The 24,124-nt window shown below is 70.8% G+C and carries 22 protein-coding genes and 1 pseudogene; 13 read left to right on the top strand and 10 right to left on the bottom strand.

From position 1 onward, the window contains the following. Positions 1 to 176: pseudogene (locus A5695_RS29635) on the bottom strand (hypothetical protein); the annotation flags it as partial. On the opposite strand from A5695_RS29635, the gene A5695_RS27585 reads away from it, so the two are divergent. The 3 genes from A5695_RS27585 to cmaA1 all read left to right on the top strand — a co-directional run bounded on the left by A5695_RS27585 (position 115) and on the right by cmaA1 (position 2,851). After that, the gene (locus tag A5695_RS27585) at positions 115 to 294 is read left to right on the top strand and encodes a hypothetical protein (protein ID WP_082946067.1); all 180 of its coding nucleotides are present in this window, start codon (positions 115 to 117) and stop codon (positions 292 to 294) included. The pseudogene A5695_RS29635 and the gene A5695_RS27585 sit on opposite strands and share 62 nt — an antisense overlap. 38 nt (positions 295 to 332) lie before the next feature. Then, positions 333 to 1,865 (top strand): DNA polymerase Y family protein, encoded by a 1,533-nt coding sequence (locus A5695_RS13985; protein WP_068082696.1) that lies wholly within the window; start codon positions 333 to 335, stop codon positions 1,863 to 1,865. Positions 1,866 to 1,963: 98 nt separating this feature from the next. Further along, positions 1,964 to 2,851, top strand: a complete 888-nt coding sequence (gene cmaA1 / locus A5695_RS13980) for a cyclopropane mycolic acid synthase CmaA1 (RefSeq protein ID WP_068082693.1) — start codon at positions 1,964 to 1,966, stop codon at positions 2,849 to 2,851. A gap of 48 nt (positions 2,852 to 2,899) precedes the next feature. On the opposite strand, the gene A5695_RS13975 is transcribed toward cmaA1, so the two are convergent. The 4 genes from A5695_RS13975 to A5695_RS13960 all read right to left on the bottom strand — a co-directional run bounded on the left by A5695_RS13975 (position 2,900) and on the right by A5695_RS13960 (position 7,534). Next, positions 2,900 to 3,925 carry a nucleoside hydrolase gene (locus A5695_RS13975; protein WP_082946068.1) on the bottom strand — a complete coding sequence of 342 codons (1,026 nt, stop codon included), beginning with the start codon at positions 3,923 to 3,925 and terminating at the stop codon, positions 2,900 to 2,902. 20 nt (positions 3,926 to 3,945) lie between these two features. Then, the gene (locus A5695_RS13970) at positions 3,946 to 4,689 is read right to left on the bottom strand and encodes a 2OG-Fe dioxygenase family protein (RefSeq protein ID WP_068082678.1); all 744 of its coding nucleotides are present in this window, start codon (positions 4,687 to 4,689) and stop codon (positions 3,946 to 3,948) included. A 42-nt stretch (positions 4,690 to 4,731) separates the two neighbouring features. Next, complete coding sequence (locus A5695_RS13965; RefSeq protein ID WP_068082688.1) at positions 4,732 to 6,735, bottom strand: SDR family oxidoreductase; 2,004 nt, start codon at positions 6,733 to 6,735, stop codon at positions 4,732 to 4,734. Between the two features lie 85 nt (positions 6,736 to 6,820). Next, positions 6,821 to 7,534: a histidine phosphatase family protein gene (locus tag A5695_RS13960; RefSeq protein ID WP_068082675.1), complete on the bottom strand. Its 714-nt coding sequence runs from the start codon at positions 7,532 to 7,534 to the stop codon at positions 6,821 to 6,823. A gap of 82 nt (positions 7,535 to 7,616) precedes the next feature. On the opposite strand from A5695_RS13960, the gene A5695_RS13955 reads away from it, so the two are divergent. Next, on the top strand, positions 7,617 to 8,492 hold the full coding sequence (locus A5695_RS13955) for a MaoC family dehydratase (protein ID WP_068082672.1): 876 nt from the start codon (positions 7,617 to 7,619) through the stop codon (positions 8,490 to 8,492). On the opposite strand, the gene otsB is transcribed toward A5695_RS13955, so the two are convergent. Next, on the bottom strand, positions 8,489 to 9,616 hold the full coding sequence (otsB, locus tag A5695_RS13950; protein WP_068082669.1) for a trehalose-phosphatase: 1,128 nt from the start codon (positions 9,614 to 9,616) through the stop codon (positions 8,489 to 8,491). The two genes, A5695_RS13955 and otsB, sit on opposite strands and share 4 nt — an antisense overlap. A gap of 41 nt (positions 9,617 to 9,657) precedes the next feature. Next, a complete protein-coding gene (locus A5695_RS13945) occupies positions 9,658 to 10,992 on the bottom strand; it encodes a wax ester/triacylglycerol synthase domain-containing protein (protein ID WP_068082685.1) in 1,335 nt (444 codons plus the stop codon). A gap of 173 nt (positions 10,993 to 11,165) precedes the next feature. Here A5695_RS13945 and A5695_RS13940 point away from each other — a divergent pair, with 173 nt between their 5' ends. Continuing rightward, positions 11,166 to 14,456: an error-prone DNA polymerase gene (locus A5695_RS13940; protein ID WP_068082666.1), complete on the top strand. Its 3,291-nt coding sequence runs from the start codon at positions 11,166 to 11,168 to the stop codon at positions 14,454 to 14,456. A 198-nt stretch (positions 14,457 to 14,654) separates the two neighbouring features. Continuing rightward, positions 14,655 to 14,999, top strand: a complete 345-nt coding sequence (locus tag A5695_RS13935) for a hypothetical protein (RefSeq protein ID WP_068082663.1) — start codon at positions 14,655 to 14,657, stop codon at positions 14,997 to 14,999. A gap of 9 nt (positions 15,000 to 15,008) precedes the next feature. On the opposite strand, the gene A5695_RS13930 is transcribed toward A5695_RS13935, so the two are convergent. Continuing rightward, on the bottom strand, positions 15,009 to 15,419 hold the full coding sequence (locus tag A5695_RS13930; protein ID WP_068082661.1) for a TIGR03667 family PPOX class F420-dependent oxidoreductase: 411 nt from the start codon (positions 15,417 to 15,419) through the stop codon (positions 15,009 to 15,011). Positions 15,420 to 15,442: 23 nt separating this feature from the next. Here A5695_RS13930 and A5695_RS13925 point away from each other — a divergent pair, with 23 nt between their 5' ends. Next, complete coding sequence (locus A5695_RS13925) at positions 15,443 to 16,087, top strand: nitroreductase family protein (RefSeq protein WP_068082659.1); 645 nt, start codon at positions 15,443 to 15,445, stop codon at positions 16,085 to 16,087. Positions 16,088 to 16,093: 6 nt separating this feature from the next. Here the strand turns inward: A5695_RS13925 and A5695_RS13920 are convergent, their stop codons facing one another. Beyond that, positions 16,094 to 16,558 (bottom strand): tRNA (cytidine(34)-2'-O)-methyltransferase, encoded by a 465-nt coding sequence (locus A5695_RS13920; protein ID WP_068082657.1) that lies wholly within the window; start codon positions 16,556 to 16,558, stop codon positions 16,094 to 16,096. 17 nt (positions 16,559 to 16,575) lie between these two features. Here A5695_RS13920 and A5695_RS13915 point away from each other — a divergent pair, with 17 nt between their 5' ends. The 6 genes from A5695_RS13915 to A5695_RS13890 all read left to right on the top strand — a co-directional run bounded on the left by A5695_RS13915 (position 16,576) and on the right by A5695_RS13890 (position 22,180). Further along, the gene (locus tag A5695_RS13915; RefSeq protein ID WP_068082653.1) at positions 16,576 to 17,181 is read left to right on the top strand and encodes a bifunctional 2-polyprenyl-6-hydroxyphenol methylase/3-demethylubiquinol 3-O-methyltransferase UbiG; all 606 of its coding nucleotides are present in this window, start codon (positions 16,576 to 16,578) and stop codon (positions 17,179 to 17,181) included. Positions 17,182 to 17,477: 296 nt separating this feature from the next. Continuing rightward, on the top strand, positions 17,478 to 20,279 hold the full coding sequence (locus A5695_RS13910) for a sensor histidine kinase (protein WP_068082682.1): 2,802 nt from the start codon (positions 17,478 to 17,480) through the stop codon (positions 20,277 to 20,279). After that, positions 20,276 to 20,674 (top strand): serine protease inhibitor, encoded by a 399-nt coding sequence (locus tag A5695_RS13905; protein ID WP_068082650.1) that lies wholly within the window; start codon positions 20,276 to 20,278, stop codon positions 20,672 to 20,674. The genes A5695_RS13910 and A5695_RS13905 overlap by 4 nt, the downstream gene beginning before the upstream one ends. A 6-nt stretch (positions 20,675 to 20,680) precedes the next feature. Next, the gene (locus A5695_RS13900; RefSeq protein ID WP_068082647.1) at positions 20,681 to 21,067 is read left to right on the top strand and encodes a DUF742 domain-containing protein; all 387 of its coding nucleotides are present in this window, start codon (positions 20,681 to 20,683) and stop codon (positions 21,065 to 21,067) included. Next, positions 21,048 to 21,632: an ATP/GTP-binding protein gene (locus A5695_RS13895; RefSeq protein ID WP_068082644.1), complete on the top strand. Its 585-nt coding sequence runs from the start codon at positions 21,048 to 21,050 to the stop codon at positions 21,630 to 21,632. Before A5695_RS13900 ends, A5695_RS13895 begins: the two co-directional genes overlap by 20 nt. Then, positions 21,629 to 22,180, top strand: coding sequence for a pentapeptide repeat-containing protein (locus A5695_RS13890; RefSeq protein WP_068082641.1), 552 nt, complete (start codon positions 21,629 to 21,631; stop codon positions 22,178 to 22,180). The genes A5695_RS13895 and A5695_RS13890 overlap by 4 nt, the downstream gene beginning before the upstream one ends. A 2-nt stretch (positions 22,181 to 22,182) precedes the next feature. Here the strand turns inward: A5695_RS13890 and A5695_RS13885 are convergent. Continuing rightward, the coding region (locus A5695_RS13885; RefSeq protein WP_068082638.1) for an ATP-binding cassette domain-containing protein at positions 22,183 to 24,124 on the bottom strand (1,942 nt) is incomplete at its 5' end.

Here is a 24,124-nt window from a genome sequence, read left to right as displayed (position 1 = left end):
ACCTGCAACCGCACCCGGCTGATCCGGCCGAACCCAGGGCGGCCTCCCGGGGTGAGCTCGTAGCCGCAGACCCGGGCCTCCAGCCGGGTGGGCGCCCCCTGCCAGTCGCCGTCGGTGACCAGCACGGTGCACCCCTTGTTGCGGGCCCGCGCCACCACCGCGCGCGCCCGGGTCTGCGGCTACGAGCTCACCCCGGGAGGCCGCCCTGGGTTCGGCCGGATCAGCCGGGTGCGGTTGCAGGTCAGCGGGGTGTGTGCGGGACGGCGGGTGACCGCCCGGGCGCGAGCCGGGTGAATTCACCAGTGGTATCCCGGGTGCTGGCCATCTGGTGCATGGACTGGCCCGCGGTCGCGGCGGCCGCGGCCGCGGGTCTGCCCGCGACCGTCCCGGTGGCGGTCACGTTGGCCAATCGAGTGATCGCCTGCTCGGCGGCCGCCCGCGCGTCGGGGGTGCGGCGGGGGCTGCGGCGCAGGGAGGCGGCGGCCCGCTGCCCGCAGCTGCACGTCAACACCGCCGACGCGGACCGCGACGCCCGCTTCTTCGAGTCGGTCATCGCTGCGGTGGACGACCTGGTGCCGCGCGCCGAGGTGCTGCGGCCCGGGCTCTTGGTGCTGCCCGTGCGCGGGGCGGCCCGCTATTTCGGCTCCGAGGCCGACGCCGCCGAGCGGCTGACCGATGCGGTCGCTGCGGCCGGCGCCGAGTGCCAGGTCGGGGTCGCCGACCGGTTGTCCACCGCGGTCTTCGCCGCGCGGGCAGGCCGGATCGTCCCGGCGGGCGGTGACGCAAAGTTCCTGTCGGTGCTGTCGATCCGTCAACTCGCCACCGAACCCAGCCTGTGTGGTCCGGGCCGGCAAGAGCTGACGGATCTGTTGTGGCGCATGGGGATTCGCACCATCGGCCAGTTCGCCGCGTTGTCGGCCACCGACGTGGCGTCCCGGTTCGGCGCCGACGGGGTGGCCGCGCACCGGTTGGCCCGCGGTGAACCCGAGCGGGGGCCGTCCGGGCGCGAGCCGCCGGAGGAGCTGGAGGCCGTGCTGGACTGCGACCCGCCGATCGACCGGGTCGACGCCGCGGCCTTTGCCGGGCGCTCGCTGGCCGCCGCACTGCATCGGACGCTGATGGGCGCCGGGGTGGGCTGCACCCGACTGGCCATTCACGCCCTCACCGCTAACGGCGAAGAACTGCACCGGGTGTGGCGGTGCGCCGAACCCCTGACCGAGGACGCCACCGCCGACCGGGTGCGCTGGCAACTGGACGGCTGGTTGAGCAGCCGGACCGCCCGCAGTCCCCGCCCGACGGCGCCGGTGACCCTGCTGCGGCTGCAGGCGGTCGAGGTGGTGTCGGCCGAGGCGCTGCAGCTGCCGCTGTGGGGCGGGCTCGGCGAGGAGGGCCGGCTGCGGGCCCGGCGCGCCCTGGTGCGGGTACAGGGCCTGCTCGGCCCGGAGGCGGTGCGGGTGCCGGTGCTGTCCGGGGGGCGCGGGCCGGCCGAACGCATCACGTTGACCCCGCTGGGCGACGAACCGGTGCCGCGGGCCGACCCGAGCCTGCCGTGGCCCGGGCGGCTGCCCGAGCCGTCACCGGCGGTGCTGCTGGACGATCCGGTGGAATTGCTTGACGGCCAAGGGAATCCGGTACGGGTGACGGGCCGGGGGCTGTTCTCCGCCGACCCGGCGCGGCTGACCGTGCACGGCCGCGACGAGCGGCTGGACTGGTGGGCCGGGCCGTGGCCGGTCGACGAGCGGTGGTGGGATCCCGACGTGGCAAGGGGCCGCACCGCCCGGGCCCAGGTCTTGCTGGAAAGCGAGCGGGCGTTTCTGCTGTGCTACCGCCAGCGGCGCTGGTATCTGGAAGGCAGCTACGAGTGACGGCGCTCATCCTGTACTGCAGATGGCGCCCGCCCGGGGCCGCCCCGCCCACGCCCGGATCAGCTCGACCGTGCGAATCCGGCGACTAGGCTGACATGATGCCAACGACGTCGGAGCCCCCCGAAGGGACTGATTTGACGCCGCACTTCGACGATGTGCAGGCGCACTACGATTTGTCGGACGAATTCTTCCGACTGTTCCTCGACCCGACCCAGACGTACAGCTGCGCCTACTTCGAACGCGATGACATGACGCTGGAGGAAGCGCAGATCGCCAAGATCGATCTCGCCCTGGGCAAACTTGGGCTGCAACCGGGCATGACGCTGCTCGACGTCGGCTGCGGTTGGGGCGCCACCATGATGCGCGCCGTCGAAAAATACGACGTCAATGTCGTCGGCCTCACCCTGAGCCGCAACCAGGCCGATCACGTCGAGCAACTGATCGCCAAATCCGATAGCCCACGCTCGGCGCGGATTCTGCTGCAAGGCTGGGAGCAGTTCGACGAGCCCGTCGACCGGATCGTCAGCATCGGCGCCTTCGAGCACTTCGGGCACGAGCGCTACGACGCGTTCTTCACCTTGGCGCATGACCTGCTGCCCGACGACGGAATCATGCTGCTGCACACCATTACCGGGCTGCATCCGACGGAGATGGTCGAACGCGGCATGCCCCTCTCGTTCACGTTCGCCCGGTTCGTCAAATTCATTGTCACCGAGATCTTCCCGGGTGGCCGGCTGCCCTCGATACCGATGGTGCAAGAACGCGCCACCGCGAATGGCTTCACCGTGAGCCGCGTTCAGTCGCTTCAGCCGCACTACGCGAAGACGCTCGACATCTGGTCTGCCGCACTGCAAGCCCACAAGGACCAAGCCATCGCGCTGCAATCCGAGGAAGTTTACGAACGGTACATGAAATACCTGACCGGCTGCGCCGAGATGTTCCGTATCGGATACATCGACGTCAACCAGTTCACGTTGCAGAAATGACGACCAACGCGCGCCCAAGGCGCGCGAGGACTTCGATGAGGCGAATGTTCACAGGGTATTGGATAACCGGCGCGCGAAGGTCCCAACCCGTTCGATAAACCCGTCGAAGAAGGCCGCCGCGTCCACGTCGAACCCGATCAGCGCGTTGGGTTCTCGGGGCCCCGACCAATCGGTCACCGTCATGGCGCGGGTCAGCGTCCCCGTCAGCTCGATGTCCACCGTCGCGGGCCGGGTGGTGACGAGCCCCGGGTCCAGTGCGGCGGCGGCGGCCAGCGGATCGTGCAGGTGCGCCTGGAAACCGTGGCCGATGTCGTGGTAGGCCTCCAGGTAGAACCGCATCGCGTCCTCGATCACCCGGATCAGCGGGTTGCAGGCAATCGACCGCATCCCGGGCTCGTCGCTCGCGCTCATCGGCGTCGCCGTCGACCCGGCCGCGTCCGCCAGCCTGGCGAGGTGCTCCGGGGTCATCGCGACCTTGCGGGTCAGGTCCAGGCCGCACAGGATCGGAAGTCGTTGCGGCCCAACGATTACCCAGGCGTCCAGGACCTCGGCCGCGGCCTCGGGGTCCACGCTGATGTTCCATTCGGCCACCGCGGTGGTGTTGCCACGGTGATCGTAGGAACCGCCCATGACGACCAGGCGGCGCAGCAGCGTCGGCAGCGCCGGTTCGGCGCGCAGCGCCAGCGCCAGATTGGTCAGCGGGCCGGTGGCCACGCCGATGAGCTCGCCGGGATGGGCGTGTGCGGCGCGTATCCAGGCGCTCGCCGCGTCGTGGTCGGTGAGCCGGCGATCGGTGGGCGGCAGGTCGGCGTAACCCAATCCGCGGGGGCCGTGGACCTTCGAGGGCAGCCGCATCGGCCCGGTCAGCGTCTCGTCGGAACCCTTGGATACCGGCACGCCGGTGCGGCCGCACAGCTCGAGCAAGCCCAGGTTATTCTCGCAAACCTGCTGTACCGCAACGTTTCCCCCGGTGGAGGCGATGCCGACCACCTCGGCGTCCGGGCTGGCGAACAGGTACATCAACGCCAGCGCGTCGTCGACGCCGGTGTCGACGTCGACGAATACGGGCCTCACCGCGGCAACGATACCGCCGCCTAGGGCCACGCCGAGGCGAAGGTGACCACCAGGACGTCGCGCTGGGCCGGGCCCGAGCCGTCGATCGGCCGGATCGGGGAGACGCCGTGCAGGGTCCGGCGGTCATCGCCCAGCATCAGCGTGCCGGGTTCGGCCAGCATCGCCGCCAGCAGCTGCCTGCCGTCCAGGTCGCACACCGTGCTCTCGCCGCCGATGGCGTTGCGCCGCCCGACGAGCAGCGAGCTGACCAGGGTGACACCGTCGCGGTGCATGCCCTCGGGCGTCGGATGGCCGCCGTCGTCGGACAGCGACCGGACCCGGAACGGATGCACCTTGACGTTCCAGTCCGCCACGTCGTCCAGCGCCGCCGCCACCCGGACCAGCAGGTCGATGATCTTGCGCAGCAAGGGATCCCGGGCGAACGCATCGGTGAGCGGCTCGAAGTCGCGGTCCTTGCCGACGTAGAGCGGGTTCGAGTCCTCGGGCTGCACGAACGTGCTCCTGGGCACCGGGCGCAGCTCGCCGTCGCGAAAGGAGTACTGGCCGTACCGGCGCAGCCGCTGCACCCCCAGCTCCGCGGCGTACGGGTCGGGCCCCAGCTGCTGCCAGTGCCGGGCGAATCGGGTCCACTCCTCGCGGCCTGCGCCCAGGCTTCGCGTCACGTCGAGCGACGACATCACCGCGGCGCCACGCGTGGCGACCAGGCGGGCCGCGGCGGCCACCGGGTCGGCGTCCGCGCGCTTTTCGGAAAGCATCCGGGTCATCGGGCCGGAATACCGCAATCGAGCGCGCCTGAAACCCGCTAGCTACCAGTGCACCCCGGGCACCAGGCGCACCAGACGCTTGACCGGTCGGGGTGTGCGCAGACCGCGGGTGACGGCCCGCGCCGGGCGCCTCGGCTTGCGCCGGGGCGGGGGAGCCGCCGCCGGCTCGGTGGGCACTCCGCGGGCGGCGGCCGAGTCGGGGTAACCGAGGTAGAGCTGGTGCAGGATCCGCCGCGACGTCCGCGGCGCGAAGTAATTGCCGGCCTCGGCGAGTGTGCCCAGCGGGGTGTCGATGCGGGCCGGCTTCTCCACCAGGCCGCGCACCACCATGGCCGCCGCGCGCTCGGGGCTGATCGCGGGCACCGGGTTGAGCCGGTGCGACGGCGTGATCATCGGTGTGCGGACCAGGGGCATATGGATATTGGTGAACGTGATGTGGTCCGACAGCGTCTCCGAGCCGACCACGTCGGCGAACGCGTCCAGGGCCGCCTTGGTGGGCAGGTACGAGCTGTACTTGGGGTTGCGGGCCTGCACGCCGGCGCTGGAGACGTTGACCACGTGACCGAAGCGGCGCTCGCGCCAGTGCGGCAGCAGCGCCAGCACCATCCGCACCGCGCCGAAGTAGTTGACCGCCATCACCCGCTCGTAGTCGTGCAGCCGGTCGGTCGAGTTGACCACCGAGCGGCGGATCGACCGGCCGGCGTTGTTCACCAGGTAGTCGACGTGGTCGAAGCGGCCCAGGATGTCCTTGATGGTGTGCTCGACCGAGGTGGAATCGGTGACGTCGCAGGTGAAGGCGTGGGCATCACCGCCGTTGGCACGGATTTCGGCGACCAGTTGATCCAGCGCGTCGGCGTTGCGGGCCAGGGCGAACACCGTCGCACCGCGCTCGGCGACCGCGATGGCCGCCGCCCGGCCGATGCCGCTGGACGCGCCGGTGATGATGACGTGCCGGCCGTGCAGCGGGCCCTGCGGGTCGTTCCGGCGCGCCCGGTCCGGGTCGAGGTGCTCGGCCCAGTAGCGCCACAGCCTGGGCGCGTAACCGGAGAACTCGGGTACGTCGATGCCGGTGCCGCGCAAGGCTTTCCGGGTCTGGTCGGCGATGAAGGTGGGCTTGAGGTCGACCAGGTCGAAGACCTCGGCCGGGATACCGAGCTGGGTGGCCGCCATGTTGCGCAGCACCCTGGCCCGCCCGCGCACCTTCAGCACCGGGGCCGCCACCGAGGCGGGCAACGACCCGCGGGCCGGCGGGAGCCCGGCCGCCTTGGCGACCCCGCGGTAGATGCCGCGCAGCCCAACGGTTTTCGGGGCGGTGAGGTGAAACGTGCGCCCGTCCAGACCCTCGGCGTGCATGAGCGCGACGAGCGCGTCGACGACGTAGTCGACCGGCACGATGTTGGTGCGCCCGGTGTCGGGCAGCAGGACCGGCGTCAGCCTGGGCAGCACCGCCAGCTTGGCCAGCGCGCCGAAGAAGTAGTACGGCCCGTCGATCTTGTCCATCTCGCCGGTGCGCGAATCGCCGACCACCACCGCCGGGCGATAGATCCGATGGCGCAGTCCGGGCGCCGAGCGCACCAGCTGCTCGGCCTCGAACTTGGTCTGGTGATACGGGGTCGGCAACGGCTGGCCGACGTCGAAGTCGTCCTCGGTGTACTCGCCGGGGAAGTCGCCGGCCACGGCGATCGAGGACAGGTGGTGCAGCGTCGCGCCGAGCCGACGCGCCAGCTCGACGACGGAGCGGGTCCCTTCGACGTTGGTAGCCCGCTGCTCGGACTCGCCGGCGGTGATGTCGTAGACGGCCGCGCAGTGCACCACGTGGTCCACCCGACCCAGCTCGGCGACGGTCTCGTCGGTCAGTTCCAGCGCCGGCAGTTCGCCGACCAGGGGTTTGGCCCGTTCACCCCAGCTGGCCGCGAGCCGTTCGAAACGGCCCAGCGACTGCCGCCGGACCAGCACCCACACCTGCGCATCGGGCTGGGTGTCCAGCAGCCGGGCGACGACGCGGCGACCAATAAACCCGGTACCGCCGGTAACGACATACCGCATGCAAGCCATCGTGGCGGTCGCGACCGCCCGCGTCAACTACTGATGGTGGCGACCCGCCGCGGTGGCGATCGCCATGTCGCCCAGCTCAGTTGCGGAAGTCGCGAATGCCGTCCCAGTCGACCAGGGTCCAGCCGTTCATCGGGTTGCCGGTGATCACCACGCGCCCGACGTTGGGCAACGGGTGGCTGGTGAGCAGCGAGTCCTTGGCGTTCTTCACGTTCATCACCGTCCAGTACTCGATGGCGAACTTGTGCGAGAACACCACCGGGTTGTGCTGGCCGCTGTTGTAGACCTTTGCGATCGCGGAGGTGAATTGTTCGTTGAACTCCTTGCCGCTGATCGACCCCGGGATTTTGTCCTGCGTGTCGCCCCTGAGCCAATCCGACGGCGCCAGCAGGAAGGTCGAGGCCTCCTCGGCGATCGGCTTGCCCTCGAACCAGCCCGCGTTGATCTCCTGAATGCCTTGCAGCACCTGGACTTGCTTACCCAGCTCGGACGCCAACGGCGCGGCGGTCTGCTGCGTCCTGACCATGGTGGAGGCGTAGATGCCGTCGTAGTCCTTACGGCCCGCTTGATGCGCGACCTGTTGCGCCTGTCCCTGGCCCTCGGGGGTCAGGCCGGGGCCCGGCACCGAGGTGTCGATGACCCCGCTGGCGTTGGATTCCGACTGGGCGTGCCGGATGAACGTCACCGTAATGCTGCGCGCCTGCGGCGATCCGCCGCAGGCACCGACGATTACGGCCGCGGTGAGCACCGCGAGCGCCTTCGAAACGTTGGAGACCAAGCTGCGCTTCGGCATGTCGATAGCCTGCCCTGCCGACGGCGTCGGTGGGAAGGGTTTGCGATGGTTAAGTGGAGAAATACTTCCGAAGGAGACTCAGATGGCGATTGACCCGAGTGCCGTCGGCGCAGTGACCGAACCGAAGCTGTTCGAGTGGACCGACCGCGACACCCTGCTCTACGCGCTCGGCGTCGGCGCCGGCCTCGACGACCTGTCGTTCACCACCGAGAACAGCCACGACATCGAGCAGCAGGTGCTGCCCACCTACGCGGTGATCTGCTGCCCGGCCTTCGGAGCGGCCGGCAAGGTCGGAACGTTCAACTGGGCCATGCTGTTACACGGCTCGCAGGAAATCCGGCTGCACGCGCCGCTGCCTCCCGCGGGGAGGCTGTCGGTGGTGACCGAGGTCGCCGACATCCAGGACAAGGGCGAGGGCAAGAACGCGATCCTGGTGTTGCGCGGCCGCGGCACCGACCCGGATTCGGAGAAGCTGATCGCCGAGACGCTCACCACCTTGGTGATCCGCGGCGAGGGCGGATTCGGCGGCATGCCGGGCCAGCGCCCGGCGGCCCCGGAGATTCCGGACCGCGAGCCCGACGCCCGGGTCGCGCTGCCCACCCGGGAGGACCAGGCGCTGATCTACCGGCTCTCCGGTGACCGCAACCCGCTGCACAGCGACCCGTGGTTCGCCCGCGAGCTGGCCGGGTTCCCGAAGCCGATCCTGCACGGGTTGTGCAGTTACGGGGTGGCGGGCCGCGCGCTGGTCGCCGAGCTGGGCGGCGGGATCGCGGCCAACGTCACCTCGATCGCGTCGCGGTTCAGCTCGCCGGTGTTCCCCGGCGAGACGCTGACGACGTTGATCTGGCGCACCGAGCCGGGCAAGGCGGTGTTCCGCACCGAGGCGTCGGGAGCCGAGGGCGCAGAGGCCGGTCGGGTGGTGCTCGACGACGGCGCCGTGGAATACGTCCAGGCCTAGGACGACAGCCGGCGCGCCAGGCGGGCGGTGAACTCGCTGGCCTGCGCGGGGCTGTCCAGCGCGAACTGCGCCGCGGTGGCGCGGTCGCCGTCGTCGCTGTGCCGCACCAGGATCGGCACGCCGCCGTCGCGGACCGCGTCGAACGCGTCCTCGTCGGTGATGTCGTCGCCGAGATAAACCGGGGTCCGGGAACCCGGCTCCGCCCCGGTCAGGTGATCGAGCACCCAGCGCAGCGTTTTGCCCTTGTCCCAGTCCAGGTCCGGGCGCAGCTCGATGACCTCCCGGCCGGTGGTCACCCGCAGGCCGTCGCGCCGACCCGCCGCGCGCACGGCGGCCGCTACCTCGCCGACGCGGTCGCGCCCGGCGTTGCGGTAGTGCACGGCGACCCCAAAGCGCTTGTGCTCCACCACCACCCCCGGGATGGAGCCGAGTCGCTCGCGCAGCTCGCCGGCCGCGGCCTGAAGCACCGGGATGGCGGGGGCAGCGTCGTCGTTCTGGTGGTGCGCGCCGTCGGGCGCGGTCAATTCGAACCCGTGGCTGCCGGCATACCAAATCCCCGGCACCCCAACACGTTTCGTCACGTCAGCCAGGTCGCGGCCCGACAGCACCGCCACCGGGCAGCTGGCCGCCAGCTCCCGCAGTGCCTCGGTCGCGCCGTCCACCGGGACCGCCGCGTCCGGGTCGTTGACGATGTCGGACAGCGTGCCGTCGAAGTCGAAGAACACCGCGGGCCGCCGCGCGGCCAGGTCGTCGAGGGCCGTCAGCGCGTCGGGCAGCTGCGACATCCGGCGGTCCCCGCTGCGCACGGTGACCTCGCCCAGGCCGGCGACCACGGCGTCGGCGCCGGCGTCTCGCAGGGCGTCGCCGCGTCCCGCGTCGACGCCGATGACCAACGCGAATCCGCCGGCGCGCGCGGCCGCGACGCCCGCTTCGTCGGCGGTGACGACCACGCATCGGCCGGGCCGGACCTGAAGCCGGCGAGCGGCGTCCAGCGGGTCGTCGGTGTAGGCGGCGGTGCCCACCCCGACCTCGCGCAGCTTGCCCTCCAAAGTGGGGTCCGGCGTGTGGAGCAGCACCGCGTCATGGCGGCGCGGGTCGATGACGACCGATCCCGACTGTGGCACGACCCCACTTTCTCACGGTGGTCGGCAGGCCGGGGAGTGGGTCAGTGCCGCGCGTGACCCGGCGGGGGCGGGCGGGCGCCCGGTGGGCGGCCGGGGAACGCGCGCGGCGAACGCTTGCGGCGGCGATCGCCGAACAACGACACCGAATCCTGGCTGAGCGCCACCAGCCGCGCCATGCCCAGTTCGATACCGGCGGCCAGTTGCGTGACGTCGAACGCGGCGCCGGGTTCGGCGGTGATGCCGAATACCAGTTCGTCGCCATAACTCAGCACCGCGATGCCGGTGCTCAACTGGACGGCGGTCGGGGGGATGGGCAGCAGGCGCTCCATCGTCTTGCCCATCAGGCTCAGCCGGTGGCGCGGCCCGGGCACGTTGGTGGCCAGCGCGACGATGGCGCGCTGCGGGAGGCGCGACAGCAGCGCGATGACGCCGTCCCGCACGACCGTCGGCAGGGAATTAAGCGCCGACTCGACGATGCCACCGGATTGCGCTGCGCCCGTGGCGGTGTCGCTCCATCGGGTCTGCACGGTCCGTAACCGCTGGACCGGGTCGTCGTGTTCGACCGGCAGGTACGGCGACCGGACGGCCGTCGGCGCCAGGGCGGGCAGCGAGTCCGCCCGCGGCTCCTCGCCGCGGCCGAGCAGCACCGTCCGGAAGCCCTCGGTGGTGGCGGCCAGCGCGACGTCGTTGACGGTGACCCCGAACCTGCGGCAGACACGGTCGACGTCGGCGATCGGGACCCGCACGGTGGCGTAGCGCCGGGGCGTGGCGGCGCGCTCGTGTGCCCGCAGCGCGGGCCAGATCGCGCCGACGACGGCGCCGGTCGCGGTCCAGGACGTCCGCCACAGCACGTCGGCCCAGCCGCGCCCCGGTGGTCGCGAAACCGGTTTGGCCGCAGGAACATTGGCGAAGGCGGCGTCGCCGGCGTCGTCACATAGCCTGGTGAGCAGGTGTGCGGGCGAGTTGCCGTCCAGCAGGCTCGGGTGGCTCTTCATCAAGATCGCCCACCGGTTGCCCGTGAGGCCCTCGATCACCCAGCACTCCCACGGTGGGCGGTCCGCGCTCAGGGGCCGTTCGATGGCGTGGGCGATGGCCCGGGACAGCGCGGCGTCGTCACCGGGGCGGGGGATCGCCATCCGGTGCACATGCCGCCCGAGGTCGAATTCCGGGCAGTCGACCCAGCCCGCGTGCGCCGGGTGCGCCCGCAACAACTGCGTGCAGCGCGGTATGGATCGAATGCGTTCCGCCAGAAGGGCTTCGAGGCGCTGACGGTCGGGCGCGCCGCCCTCGACGATGGCGACCGCGCCGATCGCCAGGCCGGTGTGCTGGTCGGCGGTTTTCAGGAATGCCGTATCCAGTGCCCTCACCTGCGCCATGCTCGCCCCCGCCGTCATTTCCCCCGGGTACCAGTCTCTGCCGATCCCGGTGCGCGCGGTAGGTCCGCGGCGTTAAGACCGTGTTTAGGAGTTGAAGATCGGTTTAACAACGGTTGTACTGCACCGGAGGCAATTCGAACAAACATTCGATAGACTCGGGTTGTGGGCTGGTTATGAGTTGGTTTAATGGCCCGCCGAGCTGGGCGGAAATGGAGCGGGTGCTCGACGGCAAGCCGCGTCATGCCGGCGTACCGGTGGTGCCCGGGGAGGACGCCCCCCTGTCGCCCAAGCGCGGAACGTACCGGCCGCCGGACGGCGCCCGGCCTGCCCACTCGTCCGTTCCCTATGCCGAACTGCACGCGCATTCGGCGTTCAGCTTCCTCGACGGGGCCAGCACGCCGGAGGAGCTGGTCGAAGAGGCTTCCCGGCTGGGCCTGCGTGCGCTGGCGCTCACCGACCACGACGGCCTGTACGGGGCGGTGCGGTTTGCCGAGGCGGCCGCCGAGCTCGAGCTGCGCACCGTGTTCGGCGCCGAACTGTCCCTGGGTCCGGGGGCCCGCACCGAGGCCCCGGATCCGCCCGGCCCGCACCTGCTGGTGCTGGCCCGCGGTCCGGAAGGTTACCGGCGGCTGTCGCGGCAGCTGGCCGCGGCGCACCTGGCCGGCGGGGAGAAGGGCAAGCCGCGCTACGACTTCGACGCGCTGACCGAGGCCGCAGGCGGGCACTGGCACATCCTGACCGGGTGCCGCAAAGGCCATGTGCGCCAGGCACTGTCGCAAGGGCCGGAGGCGGCGGAGCGGGCACTGGCCGACCTGGTGGACCGGTTCGGCGCGCACCGGGTCAGCGTCGAGTTGACCCACCACGGTCACCCGCTCGACGACGAACGCAACGCGGCGCTGGCCGGGTTGGCGCCCCGATTCGGCGTCGGCATCGTCGCCACCACCGGGGCGCACTTCGCGGGGCCACCGCGACGCCGGTTGGCCATGGCCATGGGTGCCATTCGAGCGCGGCAGTCCCTGGACGCCGCCGCCGGATGGCTGGCCCCGCTGGGCGGTTCGCACCTGCGGTCCGGGGAGGAGATGGCCCGGCTGTTCGGGCATATGCCTTTTGGGGGCGCCGACGCGGTGACCGCCGCCGCCGAGCTCGGCCAGCAGTGCGCGTTCGGGCTGGCGCTGATCGCCCCGCAGCTGCCGCCCTTCGACGTACCCGCCGGGCACACCGAGGACAGCTGGCTGCGGCAGCTGACCATGGTGGGCGCGCGTGACCGCTACGGGCCGGCCGACGCCGCGCCGCGCGCCTACGCGCAGATCGAGCACGAGCTGAAAGTCATTGAACAGCTGAGATTTCCGGGCTACTTCCTGGTGGTACACGACATCGCCCGATTCTGCCGGTGCAACAACATCCTGTGTCAGGGCCGGGGATCGGCGGCCAACTCCGCGGTCTGTTATGCCCTCGGTGTCACCGCGGTGGACCCGGTGGCCAACGAGCTGCTGTTCGAGCGGTTTTTGTCGCCCGCCCGCGACGGGCCGCCCGACATCGACATGGACATCGAGTCCGACCAGCGCGAGAAGGTCATTCAGTACGTCTACGACAAATACGGCCGCGACTATGCCGCCCAGGTCGCCAACGTCATCACCTACCGGGGCCGGATCGCGGTGCGCGACATGGCCCGCGCGCTGGGCTTCTCCCAGGGGCAACAGGACGCGTGGAGCAAGCAGATCAGCCACTGGAACGGGCTCGCCGATTCGCCCGATGTAGAGGGCATTCCCGAGCAGGTGGTCGACCTTGCCAACCAGATCCGGAACCTGCCGCGGCACATGGGCATTCACTCCGGTGGCATGGTGATCTGCGACCGCCCGATCGCCGACGTGTGCCCGGTGGAGTGGGCGCGCATGGAGAACCGCAGCGTGTTGCAGTGGGACAAGGACGACTGCGCGGCAATCGGTTTGGTGAAGTTCGACCTGCTCGGGCTGGGCATGCTCTCGGCGCTGCACTACGCCATCGACCTGGTGGCCGAGCACAAGGGGATCGAGGTGGACCTGGCCCGGCTCGACCTCTCCGAGCCGGCGGTGTACGAGATGTTGGCCCGCGCAGATTCCGTCGGCGTGTTCCAGGTGGAGTCGCGCGCGCAGATGGCCACGTTGCCCCGCCTGCGGCCGCGGATCTTCTACGACCTGGTGGTGGAGGTCGCGCTGATCCGCCCCGGGCCCATTCAGGGCGGGTCGGTGCACCCCTACATCCGGCGGCGCAACGGCCTGGACCCGGTCGTCTACGACCACCCGTCCATGGCGCCGGCGTTGCGAAAGACGCTGGGAGTGCCGCTGTTTCAGGAACAGCTGATGCAGCTCGCCGTCGACTGCGCCGGGTTCTCCGCCGCCGAGGCCGACCAGTTGCGCCGCGCGATGGGCTCGAAACGTTCGACCGAGCGCATGCGCCGGCTGCGCGATCGGTTCTACGACGGCATGCGCGCACTGCACGGCGCACCCGACGAGGTGATCGACCGGACCTACGAAAAACTGGAGGCGTTCGCCAATTTCGGCTTCCCGGAAAGCCACGCGCTGTCCTTCGCGTCGCTGGTGTTCTACTCGTCGTGGTTCAAGCTGCACCACCCGGCGGCGTTCTGCGCGGCACTGCTGCGCGCGCAACCGATGGGCTTCTATTCACCGCAGTCGCTGGTGGCCGACGCGCGCCGGCACGGCGTGACGGTGCACGGCCCGGACGTCAACGCCAGCCTGGCCCACGCCACCCTCGAGAACGCGGGCACCGAGGTCCGCCTCGGGCTGGGCGCCGTGCGCCACATCGGCGACGACCTCGCCGAGCGGCTGGTCGAGGAACGAAAATCCAACGGCCCGTTCGCCTCCCTGCTGGACCTGACCACCCGCTTGCAGTTGAGCGTGCCGCAGACCGAGGCGCTGGCAACGGCCGGAGCGCTGAGCTGTTTCGGCATGTCCCGGCGCGAGGGATTATGGGCGGCCGGCGCGGCCGCCACCCAACGGCCGGACCGGCTACCCGGCGTCGGCTCGTCGTCGCACGTCCCCGCGCTGCCCGGGATGAGCGAGCTGGAACTGGCCGCCGCTGACGTGTGGGCCACCGGCATCTCCCCGGACAGCTATCCCACGCAGTTCCTGCGGGCGGACTTAGACGCGATGGGTGTGGTGCCCGCCGAGAAGCTGCTCAGCGTGCCCGACGGCGACCGCGTGCTGATCGCCGGCGCGGTGACCCACCGGCAGCGGCCGGGCACCGCCCAGGGCGTGACCTTTCTCAACCTCGAGGACGAGACGGGGATGGTCAACGTGCTGTGCACGCCGGCGGTGTGGGCGCGGCACCGCAAGCTGGCCAACTCCGCGCCGGCGATGCTGGTGCGCGGCCAGGTCCAAAACGCCAGCGGCGCAGTCACCGTCGTCGCCGAGCGGCTGGGCCGCATCACGCTGGCGGTCGGGTCGAAGTCGCGCGATTTCCGGTGAGTCCCGCTAGCGGGCTCGCGTCGAACGTGCACCGGCGGCGACGTTTTGGCGACGTTTTCGCCATCGGTGCACGTTCGGCGAGCTGGACGGTGTTGCGTCTATTGCGCGGAAAGGCACACGGCAAACCCGCCGCATCGTAAGCTGTCCAAAAATCGCTTGGAATCGGCTGTGTTGATTCAACGTTTCAAGGGAGTCGCAATGAAATTCAAGCCTGCTCGACGTGGCGCTGCGATATTGAGTTTCGCTGCGGTGCTTGCTTTTTCTCCCGCGGTGGCCAGCGCTGATCCGCCCGACCCGCACCAGCCGGATATGACGAAGGGCTTCTGCCCGGGCGGTCGATGGGGTTACGGCAATTTGGCCGTGTGCGACGGCGAAAAGTATCCCGACGGGTCATTTTGGCACCAGTGGATGAAAACCTGGATTGTCGGTCCGCAGTTCTATTACGACTGCGTCGGCGGTGACGAACCCCTTCCCGGGCCACCGCCGCCCGGTGGTTGCGGCGGGGCGATTCCGCCCGATCAGCCCGCGCCGCCCCCGTCCTGACCCGCCGGCTCAGGCCGTCGGCGTCGTCCACACCTTTGTCGGCGTGATCTTCAACCGGGTGCTGTAGGCGCCCATCGCGTCGGTCAGGCCGAAGCTCGCCGCCGCGTCGCGATACTTCGCCCAGTACGGCTCGTCCTCGCGGCCGTCGACGTCGGTGGCGTCCACCGCGGCGATACCGCCGATGACGATGATTCCCCCGCCGTTGCCGTCGGAATCGAGGTTCAGGCTCACTTCGGGGTGCGCCTTGATGTGGGCGACCTTGGCCGCCTGCGGCATGGAATAGACCGTCAGGTCGGTACCGTCAAAGTGGAACCAGACCAGCCGCGGGACCGGTTGCCCGGACTTCGCGACCGTGGTCAGCCAGCCGTACTGATCCGATGTCAGCCTCTCGGAAACCTCTTGTGTCAGTTCGATGCTCATGGGCCAAATGTAGTCTCCAACACATGACCCTCAACCTGTCCGTCGACGAAGTCCTCACCACCACCCGCTCGGTCCGCAAACGCCTGGACTTCGACAAGCCGGTCGGACGCGACGTACTGATGGAATGCCTCGACCTGGCGCTGCAGGCGCCCACCGGATCCAATTCGCAGGGCTGGCAGTGGGTGTTCGTCGAGGACGCGGACAAGAAGAAGGCGATCGGCGACGTCTACCTGAAGAACGCCCGGGCCTACCTGAGCTCACCCGCTCCCGAATACGCCGAGGGGGACACCCGCGGGGAGCGGATGCCCAAGGTGCGCGACTCCGCGACCTACCTCGCCGAGCACATGCACGAGGCGCCGGTGTTGTTGATTCCCTGCATCTTTGGTCGCGAGGAGAAGCAGCCGCTGGGTGGCGTGTCGTTCTGGGCGTCGCTATTCCCGGCGGTGTGGAGCTTCTGCCTGGCGCTGCGCTCCCGCGGGCTGGGGTCGTGCTGGACGACGCTGCACCTGCTCGGTGACGGTGAAAAGCAGGTCGCCGACGTGGTGGGCATCCCGTACGACGAGTACAGCCAGGGCGGGCTGTTCCCGATCGCCTACACCAAGGGCACCGACTTCCGCCCCGCCAAGCGGCTGCCCGCCGAGCAGCTCACCCACTGGAACACCTGGTAGCACCAGCTAGACGGCTCCCGGGTAACCGTGTTGCCGCCACGCCTCGTAGACGGCGACGGCCGCGGCATTCGACAGGTTCAGCGAGCGCCGGCCCGCCAGCATCGGGATGCGCACCTGCTCGGTGATGTGCTCGTCGGCCAGCGTCGCCGGGTCCAGCCCGGTCGGTTCGGGACCGAACAACAGCACGTCGCCCGGCCGGTAGCGGACGTCGGCGAACGGGGTGGGCGCCTGCGAGGTGAACGCGATCACCCGCTCCGGCGACAGCGCCTCCCACGCGGCCGGCAGCGACGGGTGCACGGTGACCGACGCCAGGTCGTGATAGTCCAGCCCGGCCCGCCGCAGCTTGGGTTCGGACAGGTCGAAGCCCAACGGCTCGACCAGGTGCAGTTCGCATCCGGTCGCCGCCGCCGTCCGGATGGCGTTGCCCGTGTTGGGGGCGATGCGCGGGGAGAAGAACATCAGCTTGAACACAACGCGATAATGGTCGCATGGTCGAGCAGAGCCTCTGGATGCAGAAAGTCGCTGCCGATCCCGGACACTCGCACTGGTACATCGAGCGGTTCCGCGCCATGGCCCGCGCCGGTGACGACCTGGCCGGCGAGGCGCGCTTCGTGGACGCGATGGCGCCCCGCGGCGCCCGCATCCTCGACGCCGGCTGCGGCCCCGGCCGGCTGGGCGGCTACCTGGCCGCCGCCGGTCACCAGGTCGTCGGCGTCGACGTCGACCCGGCGCTGATCGAAGCGGCCGAGCAGGATCATCCCGGGCCGCGCTGGCTCGTCGGCGACCTCGCCGAGCTCGACCTGCCCGCCCGCGGCATCGTCGAGCCGTTCGACGTGATCGTGTCGGCCGGCAACGTGATGACATTCCTGGCGCCCAGCACGCGGCGCCGGGTGCTCGGCCGGCTGCGGGCCCACCTCGCGGACGACGGACGGGCGGCGATCGGCTTCGGCGCCGGCCGCGACTACGGGTTCGCCGAATTCCTCGACGACGCGACCGCCGCCGGGCTCGGGCCCGATCTGCTGCTGTCCACCTGGGACCTGCGCCCGTTCACCGATGACTCGGATTTCCTCGTCGCCGTCCTCCGCCGCGCGTAACGCGCGGTAAGTGACGGCGACCCGCCGCGCCCGGCTCCGCCGCGCTTGCAATCGCCGGCGGTTTGCCAGGATCGCCGGCCCGCGCGCGGACCCACCTTGGAGGGCCCTGTCTGCTCAGTACGGATTCTGGTGAGCTGGCCCGCGGGCTGTCATACTCGTCGGATTGCCACGTTGACGCGCTCGCGCCCATCTGGCGTGGCACGGGTGGATAACGCAGGAAGTCTCATGAGCCTCTCGTTTTCTCGAGCGCTGAGCATCAGCGCAGCGGCCGGTCGCGCGGCCGAGCCGACGTGACGATGTTCGCCCGCCCGGCCACCCCTGCCGAGGCGGTCTCCGAGTCCCCGCAGCCCCGCGCCGCCGAGGCGGCGCCGGCCAAACGCCCACCGACCTGGTCGCTGAGCAACTGGCCGGTCCGGTGGAAGGTCCTGGCGATTGTGCTGGTCCCGCTGGTGCTGGCGACGGTGTTCGCGGGCCTGCGTATCCACGGCGCGATGGCGAACTCCGGCGGCCTGCGGCTGGCCGCCGCCCGCGCCGACCTGGTGCCGGTGGTCACCAAGTACATGTCGGCCCTGGACGTCGCCCTGGTGGCGGGCAGCGCCGGGCGCGACGTGGAGGGGGCCAAGAAGAACTTCGAGGCGCGCAAATACGAACTGGACACCCGGCTGGACGACACCGACGTGACCCCCGAGGTCCGGTCGGGGGTGACCACCCTGCTCGACGGCGGTCAGATGCTGGTGAACAAGGTGGCCGACAACAATCTCGGTTTGCGGGAGCGGGTCACCCTCTACGCCCCGATCCTGTTGAACGCCGAGGACGTCATCAACGCGTCGGTCCGCGTCGACGACGAGAAGATCCGCGCCCAGACTCAGGGCCTCAGCCGGGCGGTCGGGGCCCGCGGGCAGATGACGATGCAGAAGATCCTCGTCACCCGGGGCGCCGACCTGCCCGAGCCGCAATTGCGGACCTCGATGATCACCCTGGCGGGGACCGAGCCGTCGACGCTGTTCGGGATGAGCGAAGTCCTAGGCGCCGGTTCGCCCGAGGCCAAGACGCTGCAGCAGCAGCTGGTCACCCGGATGGCGATCATGTCCGACCCGGCCAGCGTGCTCGTCAACAACGCCGACCTGCTGCGCTCGATGCAGACCACCGACGACATCGCCGACCAGATCATCAAGGACGCCACCGCGTCGGTGACCAAATCCGTGCACGCGCAGGCCGCTGACAGGCGCAACGCCGCCATCCTCGACACCGTCCTGGTGCTGTCCGCCATCGCGATCGCGCTGATCGTCGTCCTGCTGGTGGCGCGCGCGCTGGTGCGGCCGCTACGCGTACTGCGCGACGGCGCGCTCAAGGTGGCCCACACCGACCTCGAGGAGGAGATCGCCCGGGTCAAGGGCGGCGCCGAGCCGACGCCCGAGCCGCTGCCGGTGTACACCACCGAGGAGATCGGCCAGGTCGCCCACGCGGTCGACGAACTGCACACCCAGGCCCTGCTGCTCGCCGGCGACGAGGCCCGGTTGCGGCTGCTGGTCAACGACATGTTCGAGACGATGTCGCGGCGCAGCCGCTCGCTGGTTGATCAGCAGCTGTCACTGATCGACCAGCTGGAGCGCAACGAGGAGGACCCCGACCGCCTGGACAGCCTGTTCCGGTTGGATCACCTTGCCGCCCGGCTGCGCCGTAACAGCGCCAACCTGCTGGTGCTGGCCGGCGCGCAGCTCGCCCGCGACCAGCGCGACCCGGTGCCGCTGTCGACGGTGCTGGGCGCCGCGGTCTCCGAGGTCGAGGACTACCGCCGGGTCGAGATCGCCGGTCTGCCCGAGAACAGCACGCTGATCGGCGCGGCCGCGGGCGGCGCCATCCACCTGTTCGCCGAGCTGATTGACAACGCCCTGCGGTATTCGCCGCCCGCGACGCCCGTGCGGGTCTCGGCGGCCCGCGGCGGCGCAGATCCGCAAGGGGGAGTCGTGGTGCGGATCGCCGACTCCGGGCTGGGCATGAACGACGCCGATCGGCGCATCGCCAACATGCGGCTGCAGGCCGGCGGCGAGGTCAGCCCCGACAACGCCCGCCACATGGGCCTGTTCGTGGTCGGCCGAATCGCGGCCCGGCACGGCATCCGGGTGGGGCTGCGCGGCCCGGCGCCCGGCGAGGCGGGCTCCGGCACCACCGCGGAGATCTACCTGCCGCCAACGATTCTCGAGGGCTCGGCCCCGCAGGCCCGGGTCGCTCGGATCCGGGCGGTTTCGTCGCCCAGCGTGCAGCTCGCGGCCGCGGTCGCCGCGCCCGAGCAGGAACGCCGGCCCGAGCCGGCGGCCCGCAACGCCGAAGCCGCGGCCCCCGCGCCGCCGGTCACGCTGCTGCCGCGCCGCAATCCCGGTTCCAGCGGCATCACCGAGGTGCCCGCCGAACCCGCCGATCCGCTGCCGCAGCGGCAGCGGCGCGAACTGCCCACCCCGTGGTGGGAGAGCGCGGCACCGGCCACATCGAGCGCCCCGGAGCCAGAACCGGAGGCGAAACCCGCCCGCGCTTCGGACACGTCGGCGTTCTTCGCCGCGCGGTCGCGCGACGCCGACAAGCAGGCCGACCAGCAGGCCCACCGGCCGGCCGACACGCCGCCGGCCCCGGCCCCGAGCGCGCTGGGCCCCTCGCTCCCGCCGGAGAGCGCGGCCGCTCCGAGGAGCGCGACCCCGGCCGACGACGACGTCATCTACCGGCGGATGCTGTCGGAGATGCTCGGCGATCCGCACGACCTCGTCAACAGCCCCGACCTGGACTGGCAGTCGGTGTGGGACCGCGGCTGGACGCTGGCAGCGGCGGCCGAGGACAAACCCGTCGAGTCGCGCACCGCCGAGCACGGCCTGCCGGTCCGCACGCCCGGTGCCCGCCTGGTGCCCGGCACGGCCAACGGGACGGCCACGCCCGACGAGGACGAGGGCCGAGAACCCAACGGCGGCTTGCACTCCCACCGCGAACCGCAGCACGCGGCCGCCGCGCGCGACCCCGAGGCGGTTCGCGCGTCCTTCAGCAGCCACTTCGACGGCGTGCGCACCGGCCGGTCGCACGCCCGCGACACCCAGGGGCCCGACCAGGAATGACCGCAGCCGCAAACAACCTGGACTGGCTTGTCACGCGCTTCGCCCGCGAGGTCCCCGGTGTGGCGCACGCCCTGCTGGTCTCCGTCGACGGGCTGCCCATCGCCGCCAGCGAGCACCTCCCGCGCGAGCGCGCCGACCAGCTGGCCGCGGTGGCCTCCGGCCTGGCCAGCCTCGCGACCGGCGCCGCGCAGCTGTTCGAGGGCGGCCAGGTGCTGCAGTCGGTGGTGGAGATGCAGAACGGCTACCTGCTGCTGATGCGCGTCGGCGACGGCTCGCATCTGGCCACGCTCGCCGTGACGTCCTGTGACATCGGTCAAATCGGTTACGAGATGGCCCTCCTGGTCGAACGGGTCGGGGGCGTGGTGCAGTCCACCCGCCGGTCCGGCGTCTCGTGAGCCGCGATGGACGAACGCGAGCCACGGCACCTTGCTGAGCCGACCGCACGCCGAGGGAACCTCGTCCGCCCGTACACCCTGACGTCCGGGCGGACCGACACCGACGTCGACCTGCCGGTGGAGGCGCCGATCCAGACGTTGCAGGCCGGGCTGGCGCGCCGGTGGCCATCCGACGACGCGAAAGGCGAGATCATCCAACTGTGCGTCGGCAGCCCGTCGGTCGCCGAGATCTCGGCCCGGCTGGATCTGCCGCTCGGTGTCACGCGCGTCCTGGTCGGCGATCTGGTTTCGTCCGGCTACCTTCGGGTGCATAGGACGTTGTCCGAGCGTTCGACCAGAGATGAGCGCCACGAACTGATAGGAAGGACGTTGCGTGGCCTTAAGGCACTCTGAGGCGCACTCCGATTCCGCCCACGCCTCGACGAAGATCGTCATCGCCGGCGGGTTCGGTGCCGGCAAGACGACGTTCGTCGGCGCGGTGTCGGAGATCATGCCGCTGCGCACCGAGGCGATGCTCACCGACGCCTCGACCGCCGTCGACGCGCTGGAGGCCACCCCGGACAAGCGGACCACCACCGTCGCGATGGACTTCGGCCGGATCACGCTGGACGAGGACCTGGTGCTCTACCTGTTCGGGACGCCGGGGCAGCGCCGGTTCTGGTTCATGTGGGACGACCTGGTCCGCGGCGCGATCGGGGCGATCGTCCTGGTGGACTTGCGGCGCCTGGAGGACAGCTTCGCCGCGGTCGACTTCTTCGAGCACCGCAACCTGCCGTTCCTGATCGCGGTCAACGAGTTCGACGGCGCCCCGCGCTACCCCGTCGCGGAGGTGCGCGAGGCGCTCACCCTGCCCGCACACATCCCGGTGATCACGGTCGACGCCCGGGATCGCCGGTCGGCGACCGACGCGCTGATCGCCGTCAGCGAATACGCACTGGCCAGCCTGACGGCCAATTGACCGAGCGGTGGGCCGATCGCCACTTCGAGGGCCACGATTTCAGCGACGAGGACCTCACCCGGCTGGACACCGAACGGGTGGTGTTCGACGGGTGCGACTTCAGCGGCGCCAACCTGACCGAGTCCCGACACCGCGGGTCGGCGTTCCGCAACTGCACCTTCCGGCGAACCTCGTCGTGGCACAGCGAGTTCGCCCAGTGCAGCATGCTGGGCTCGGTGTTCGTGCAGTGCCGGATGCGGCCGATCTCCTTCGACGAGGTCGACTTCACGCTGGCGGTGCTGGGCGGTAACGACCTGCGGGGCGTCGACCTGAGTGGCTGCCGGCTGCGGGAGGCGAGCCTGGTGGAGGCCGATCTGCGCAAGGCGGTGCTACGCGGCGCCGATCTGTCCGGCGCGCGGACGACAGGCGCGCGGCTGGACGACGCCGACCTGCGCGGCGCCGCGGTGGATCCCGCGTTGTGGCGGACCGCCTCGCTGACGGGCGCCCGCGTCGACGTCGGCCAGGCGGTGGCCTTCGCGGCGGCCCAAGGCTTACGCCTGGATGCCTGACGTCACTGTTTGAGCCGGATGCGCCAGCGCACCACGGCGACGTAGCTGACCGACAGCAGCGCGAGCATGCCCACGTCGAACAGCCAGGTGCCCGAGGTGTGCTGGAAGTGGCTGTCCCGCGGGCTCTGCGGGCCGGGCGCCACGGCCCACAGATCGACCGTCGACGCCTGCGCGGCGTACCCCCACCGCGAGGGCACTGCCCAGGACAGCTGGTCGAGGAAGATGCGGTTGGTGACGGGCACCATCCCGCCGGACAGCACCATCTGCATCATCAGCGACACCACCAGCAGCGGCATGACCTGCTCGTTGGAGCGCGCCAGGGCCGACAGCAACAGGCCCAGCATCGCCGCGGCCACGCACGTCGCCGCGACGGCGACGAACAGCTCGAGTGTCGCGTTGCCGAGCAGGACGGCCGGCCGCTTGGGCGGGCCCTTGCCCACCACGACGATCGCCGTAGCGACTGCCGCCTGGGCGACGGCGAACACGCAGAACACCGCGATCTTGGCCAGCAGGTAGGCGGTGGTCGACAGCCCGACGGCCTGCTCGCGGCGGAAGATCGGGCGCTCGCTGATCAGGTCGCGGATCGTCAGTGCGGTACCCATGAACGCCGCGGCCATGGTGAGCAGGGTCAGGATCGTTCCGGCCTCGCCGGCCGACTCGCTGGTCGGGTCGGCGTAGCCGAAACCGGTGTGGCCGGGAACGGTCAGCGACAGCGCTCCCATCACGAACGGCAGCAGCGCCAGGAAGACGAAGTAGGCGCGGTCGGCGACCACCAGGCGCACCTGCCGGCGGGCGATGGTGGAGAACTGGCGGCGCATGCTGGTGCGCGGCGGCACACCGAGGTCGGCGGGCGCCTCGGTCTGCGCCGGCGGCGGCGGTTTGTTCTGCGCGAGGAAGCGGCGGTTGGCCTCGTCGGGGTCGGCGCCCACCTTCGCGAAGATCTGCGCCCAGTTGGTGGTCCCCATCGCCGCCCCGATTCGGTCGGGCGGCCCGAGGAACGCGGTCTTGCCCCCGGGCGCCATCAGCAGCACCTGATCGCAGACGTCGAGGTAGGTCAGGGAGTGGGTGACCACCAACACCACCCGGCCCGCGTCGGCCAGCTGGCGCAGCATCGTCATCACCTGCAGGTCCAGCGCCGGATCCAGGCCCGAGGTCGGCTCGTCGAGGATCAGCAGCGACGGCCCGGTGAGCAGCTCGAGCGCCACCGACGCGCGCTTGCGCTGCCCGCCCGACAGCTTGTCGACCCGGGTCTGGGCGTGCTGGGTCAGCCCGAGTTCGTCGAGCACCTGCGCGACGACCTGTTCGCGGTCGGCCTTGCTGGTGTCGGGCGGCAGCCGCAGCTCGGCCGCGTAGCCCAGGGCCTGGTTGACCGTGAGCTGGCGGTGCACCACGTCGTCCTGGGGGACCATCCCGATCCGGGTGCGCAGCGAGGCGTATTCGGTGTGGATGTTGTGGCCCTCGAACGTGACCACTCCGGATGTCGGCGTCGCGTAGCCGGCGATCAGCCGCGACAACGTGGTCTTGCCCGCGCCGGATCCGCCGATCAGGGCCGTCAGCGTGCCCGGGCGGGCCGTCAGCGAAATCTTTTCGAGCAGGTTCTTGCCGTTGACGCTGAATTCGACGCCGTGCACCTCCAGGCCTCCGGTGCGCGTGGCCGCCTCCTGGCGGCGGACCAGGATGCCGCCGGACAACACCAGGTCGACGTTGCCGATCGTCACGACGTCGCCCTCGGACAGCACGGCGGACCCGGCCTTGACCCCGTTCACGAAGGTGCCGTTGCTGCTGTTGGCGTCGCGGATTTCGGGACCCGCCGGGGTCGGGGTGAGGAACGCGTGATGGCGCGACGCCAGCACGTCGTGGATGACGATGTCGTTGTCGAGCGCCCGTCCGATCCAGGCGGCGCGCCCCGGCCGCTCGGTCCGGCGGTCGGAATCCGGGCCCAGC

Source organism: Mycobacterium sp. E1747, assembly GCF_001667775.1.
Lineage (GTDB): Bacteria > Actinomycetota > Actinomycetes > Mycobacteriales > Mycobacteriaceae > Mycobacterium.
The sequence above is the reverse complement of the archived record's forward strand: the minus strand, read 5'-3'. Positions and strand labels throughout refer to the sequence as shown.